This is a genomic window from Paenibacillus sp. (assembly GCF_035645235.1).
Lineage (GTDB): Bacteria > Bacillota > Bacilli > Paenibacillales > YIM-B00363 > Paenibacillus_AE.
The window spans coordinates 1-5,561 of the sequence record NZ_DASQMZ010000192.1 but is presented as its reverse complement, the minus strand read 5'-3'; the positions used below and the strand labels follow the sequence as shown (position 1 = coordinate 5,561).

Sequence of the window (5,561 nt, the reverse complement as noted above, 5' to 3'; positions counted from 1 at the left end):
CGCGCGTGGCGGTGACCAGATGGTTCGCGTTGTCTTCGTAATGCGAGCTTGCTTCCGAATGCTCCTTGTGAATCTCGAGGGCCTTCGCGACGGCGTCGGCGATCGACTCGACGCGGTTCGGGCCGAAGCCGACGGCGCCGGAGCCGCCGATGCCCTTGAGGTGCTTGATCAAGAGCTCGGTCTTGCTGCCGTGATCCCCGTAACGCAGGAACAAGGAGATGACGCGGCCGAGCGCTTCGGACATCGCGAAGACGTCGGAGCCGGCCTTGCCTACGTTCAGGAACACTTCGCTCGGCGTCCCGTTCGAATCGTTGATCGTAATGTACGCGATGCCGAACGGCGTGTTGAATTTATACGTCGCGCCGCGCAGCACTTGCGGACGGCGCTGGTATTGCTTGTCGAACACTTGCTTTTGCTCTTCCGTCGCCTTGATCGGGAGCGAGGCGACGAGATCGATCGCTTCGGCTTCTTTCGAAGTCTCCGTCGATGCGACCGCTTCTTCCTTCTTCTCCTCGTCCTTCTTCGTACTGAGGACCTGAACGTCGCGGCTGCCGTCGCGGTAGATCGTTACGCCCTTGCAGCCGAGGTCGAAGGCGAGCTCATACAGTTCCTTCGTCTCTTCGACGGTGAAGTCGGACGGGCAGTTCGCCGTCTTGGAGATGGAGCTGTCGACCCAACGCTGAATCGCCGCCTGCACGCGGATGTGATCCTTCGCGGACAAATCCATCGACGTGACGAACCATTCCGGAAGCTCCTTGCCCGGGTTCTTGTCCTTCCACTCCTGCGCGATCGGCACGAGCTGCTTGTCGAAACCGAGACGGCTCTGACGGTAGTACTCGAACGCGAAGTACGGCTCGATGCCGGTGGACGTGCCGACCATCGTGCCCGTGCTGCCCGTAGGCGCCTGCGTGATGACCGTAACGTTGCGCATGCCGTGCTTTTTAATGGCTGCGCCGACTTCCGGATATTCGGAAACCATATTCTTCATGAAGCCGCTCTGCATAAATTTATCATAAACGAAGTGCTTGAACGAGCCCTTCTCGCCGGCGATTTCGGCCGAGGAAAGGTATGCCTCCTTCGCCATGAAGCCGTACAGCTTATCGAGGAATACGAGCGATTCCGGGCTGCCGTAACGAATTTCGAGTTTGATCATGAGCTCCGCGAGCCCCATCGAGCCGAGGCCGACGCGGCGCTCGCCCTGCTGGTTCACTTTGTTTTCTTCGAAGTGGTACGGCGTCTTGTCGATGACGTTATCGAGGAACCGCACCGAGTACCGAACCGTCTTGCCGAGTTCGTCCCACGCGACGTCGTGCTTCTCCGCGTCGTAGAACTTGGACAAGTTCACAGCGGACAAGTTGCATACGCCCCATGCAGGTAAACCTTGTTCCAATTTGTTATCCTACCGGCTTTTTATCCGATAGTTCTAACGGTTCGTATTCCCGTTAGGTCGGCATATATTTTCACGAAAAAATGTTGCTTCTTTCGTGTCGCGGCCTCGTGGACGGATTATATTCTAGCGCCTGCGCGTTAGGTTCACCGTCTATGCTCTGCCCCTGACCGCCGTATGACCGGCGGCCTTCGGTTCGGATTAGCTTCTCAGCCTTCCCGCTTTATTCCGCGATGTTTAACGTGAGGCAAACTAGGCTACCTTACCACACGGATTCGTACAAATGATCGGGTTGAAGTACCACGAGTTGGACATCTGGTTGTAGTACTCCATGAACACGACGCCCGGCTCCGCGGATTTCCATGCGGATTCGATGATCGTGTGCCAAATCTCGCGCGCCTTGACGGTGCGGTACGGCTTCACGGCTTTTCCGGCCGCCTTCCACTTCTCGAGGTCGCCGTCCCACAACCGGTCGTAGTCGGGATCCTTCGTGTCCGGGAAGACGAGCTCCCAGTCGAGATCTTCCTTGACGGCCTTCATGAAGCCGTTGCTGACGCAAACCGACAGGTTCGCGTTCGTCACTTGGCCCATCGTCTGCTTGACGGTGATGAAGTCGAGCAGGTCCGGGTGCCAGTCGTTGATCATGAGCATCAGCGCGCCGCGCCGCGACCCGCCTTGCTCGATGAGGCCCGTCGTGTAGCTGAACAGGCCGCCCCACGACACCGCTCCGCTCGAGGAGCCGTTGACGCCCGCCACGACCGAACGGCGCGGACGAAGCGAGCTGAGGTTGATGCCGACGCCGCCGCCGCGGGACATGATCTCGGTCATCTCGCTCAGCGTCGCCATGATGCCGCCGCGGCTGTCGTGCGGGGACGGGATGACGTAGCAGTTGAACAGCGTCAGCTCGTCGCTCGCGCCGGCGCCTGCCGCGATCCGTCCGCCCGGCACCAGCTTCCAGTCTTCCAATATATATTTAAAGTTCTCGGTCCACTGCTTCTGCTTCTCGGGCGCCTCGACCGACGCCATCGCCGTCGCGAGTCGTTCCCACATTTCTTCCGGCGTCTTCTCGAGCGTGAGGGTGATCTTCTCGACGGTCGTCTCGACCGTGTTGCCGGAACGGGTCTTCACCGTGACCTTGTTGCCCTCGCGCGCGATGACCTCGCCGACTTCCTTCGCCGGGAATTTCGGGTCGTCTTTCGTCAGGGCGAGCACGATGTCGCCTACCTTGGTGTTGTTGTAGTCGGCATCTTTGCGAGCATAGCGGTCCAAGAAAATTTTCTCGCTGAGGCCTTCCAGCTTCGTCTTTTGCTTCGTTTTCAAAGGAACACCCTCCTATACAAAAATCAAACACAATATAATCAGCCGCCAGTCTTCGACAGGGGCGACGGGACAGCAACATAGATGCGAAATTGCGTTATGTAGAAAACATTACTATATATTGTGTCCGGAGTCCATTATACGTCACTAGATCTTGTAGTTTCTAGCAAAATATTTTTTCGAATCGGCAGGAATTTCAGAAATGCTTACAATCCCTTAATACGAAACGCTTTCATGCCGTTTACAAGATTTCTCCATTTTCGACAACGTTCGATCCGCTCCCGCAGCCCCCTCCCCCGGTCATCGTATTGTAACATACTATGCCCGGAATGGGAACATGTATTCGTATTTATTCTGAAAAAGGAATCTCGCCCGCCGTCTCGAAATAGTTCTAAAGAAGACGCGATGACGGGGAGGGGAGACGACGATGGCGCGTATGCCGAAGCCGGCAAAGAAGGCAAAGCCGACGCCAAAGCCCGGGGCGGCCGCGAAGCATCGCGGCGCTGCCGGGCCTGCGCTGGATTCCGACGCCGGCGCTCTCGCCGGCGAACTTCCTGCAGCTGCAGCAAAGCGCGGGCAACCGGGCGGTCGTCGACCTGCTCCGGAGATACGCGGATCCGGACACCGGCAGCCTCTCTTCGCTGAAGACGTATCAGGCCGCCCGCCGGGACGGCATCGCGCCGCAGCCCGGCGCCGGTCCGGAGACGGAGCGTGTCCTGATGTCGGAGGATCCGCGCCTCGGCGATTGGCAGTTCCGCTTCGTAGCGGATACCGACGGCGGCGGCGGGGCAATGTATTGGATTATGCTCGCGAGTTATAACAATCGACAGCGCGACATTCTCATCGACGCGAGGACGAACGAGCCGCTGGACGTGACGGGCGGCGATCTCGACGAGCGCGATAAACAGCTGCTCGCCGAGTGGGCGGCGAAGCTGCTCGTCGAGCAGCTCGGCGGCGAACGGCCGCCGCTCCAGCCGCCGCCTCCGGCGGCCGGCGTCGAGAAGGACGAGGAGGACGATCCGCTCGCGGGGCTGCTGGCGGACGACGGCGGGGGCGGCGGGAACAGTGGAAAATAAAAAGACGAAGGGGCAATCGAAGCGATGGGCAAGTTTGTTTGGAACGGCGAAGCGTTGGTGGCGCGCGCGGAGGCGACGGTGGACATCGAGGACCGCGGCCATACGTTCGGCGACGGTATTTATGAAGTGTTTCGCGTATACGGCGGAAAGGCGTTCGAGGCGGAGCTGCATTGGGAGCGGTTCGTCCGCAGCGCGAAGGAAATTCGCATCGAGCTGCCGTATACGATCGAGGAGCTGAACCGCGGCGTCGAGGCGCTCGTGCAGGCGGACGATCTGACGGAGGGCATCGTGTACCTGCAGCTGACGCGCGGCGCGGCGCCGCGGGCGCATCCGTTCCCGGGCCCGGACGTGAAGCCGGCGATCACGGCGTTCACGAAGGCGCTGCCGCGGCCGACGGCGGCGCTCGAGGACGGCGCGGCGATCGTGACGCGGCCGGACATTCGGTGGCTGCGCTGCGACATCAAGAGCCTAAATTTGCTGCCGAACGTGCTGGCAAAGCAAGAAGCCTCCGAAGCCGGGGCCTCGGAGGCGGTGCTGCACCGCGACGGCGTCGTCACGGAAGGCAGCTCTTCTAATATTGCGATCGTGAAAGACGGCGTCGTCCGGACGCATCCGGCGAACCATCTGATCCTGCACGGCGTTACGCGCGCGGTCATGCTGCGTCTCGCCGGCGAGCTCGGCATCCCGGTCGAGCAGCGCGCGTTCACGCTCGAAGAGCTGCGCGACGCCGACGAGGCGTTCCTGCTCGGCACGACCGTCGAGATTATGCCGGTCGTCCGCGCGGACGGCGCGGCCATCGGCGACGGTCGTCCGGGGTTGATCGCGCGAAAACTTCAGCAAGCGTTCGGACGGCTACTCTAGGTCGGCGACCAAGAACGAGTACGACCCGCAAGCGATCTCGCAAAATTCGTCGGGGCGGTCGGTTTGCACCAACGCGGTGCATTCGGCCGCCTTGACGCGTTTCTGGGCTCCGTTGGCGTCCTCGGTCGTATCGCGATACACGACGTACTTCCCTTCCGCATACGACAGATCCGTATAGATCGGATCTCCCTCCACCGTGTGGTGCACGACGCGCACCGCGTCGTCTCCGCCGCTCTGCGTCACGTCGAGGAACGCCTGGAGCCGCTCCAGGTTGCCGGTCTCCCCCGCCCCGACCCCCGATTGCACCACGTCGCCTTCGTCGAGCGGCGGCGCCGACGCCGGCACCGCCCCCGAACAGCCCGCGACCGCCATCGCCGCGAGCGCGCCCATCAACAAACTCCCCCATACTTTTCTCATTTTATGGATGTCACCTCTAGATGCATTGGACGCACAAGATTTGGAAAAAGTTTCGCCGTCCCCGAAAATTATGAGTTTACTGTCCGGCGTGTACGCCAGCGCAGGCGCAGGAGGCGGGCGGCGGAGCGAAGGCGCGGACGGCGAACGGTGCGGCGGCGGCGGGCAGGCTCAACTTTTGCGCTTATTTCGGGATTACGCGCAAAATTTGAGCCTAAAGTGCGGCGCGCGTGTACAGGAGGCGGGCGGCGGGGCGAAGGCGCAGACGGCGAACGGTGCGGCGGGGCGAAGGCGCGGACGGCGAACGGTGCGGCGCAGCGCAGGCGCGCGAAGCGGGCGCCCCGGGGCAAGTGCAGGCGCGAGCAGCGCCCGCCCTACCGCCGCAGGCTCCACGCGTCGGCGCCGTACTTCTCGGCGGCGAGCCGCGCCGCGTCGGCCGCCTCGGCCGGCGACAGCGGCGCCTCCGCCAGCGCGACGCCGAGCGCCGTCGCCCAGCCGGCGGCGAA

3 protein-coding genes and 2 pseudogenes are annotated in these 5,561 nt (G+C 61.9%); 2 read left to right on the top strand and 3 right to left on the bottom strand.

The genetic code is table 11. The annotated features are described in order from the left end of the window. Together VEZ38_RS17875 and VEZ38_RS17870 are read right to left on the bottom strand one after the other, a co-directional pair. Positions 1-1,387: pseudogene (locus VEZ38_RS17875) on the bottom strand (ribonucleoside-diphosphate reductase, adenosylcobalamin-dependent); the annotation flags it as partial. 264 nt (positions 1,388-1,651) lie between these two features. Beyond that, positions 1,652-2,707, bottom strand: a pseudogene (locus tag VEZ38_RS17870) (ribonucleotide reductase N-terminal alpha domain-containing protein); the annotation flags it as partial. A 716-nt stretch (positions 2,708-3,423) separates the two neighbouring features. Between VEZ38_RS17870 and VEZ38_RS17865 the strand changes: the two are divergent. Both VEZ38_RS17865 and dat read left to right on the top strand, forming a co-directional pair. Then, on the top strand, positions 3,424-3,780 hold the full coding sequence (locus VEZ38_RS17865; protein ID WP_324895889.1) for a hypothetical protein: 357 nt from the start codon (positions 3,424-3,426) through the stop codon (positions 3,778-3,780). Positions 3,781-3,804: 24 nt separating this feature from the next. Then, positions 3,805-4,641, top strand: coding sequence for a D-amino-acid transaminase (gene dat / locus VEZ38_RS17860; RefSeq protein WP_324895887.1), 837 nt, complete (start codon positions 3,805-3,807; stop codon positions 4,639-4,641). Here the strand turns inward: dat and VEZ38_RS17855 are convergent. Next, entirely contained in the window at positions 4,633-5,058 is a 426-nt protein-coding gene (locus tag VEZ38_RS17855; protein ID WP_324895885.1) for a DUF4362 domain-containing protein, read from the bottom strand. The two genes, dat and VEZ38_RS17855, sit on opposite strands and share 9 nt — an antisense overlap. Positions 5,059-5,561 lie beyond the last annotated feature (503 nt).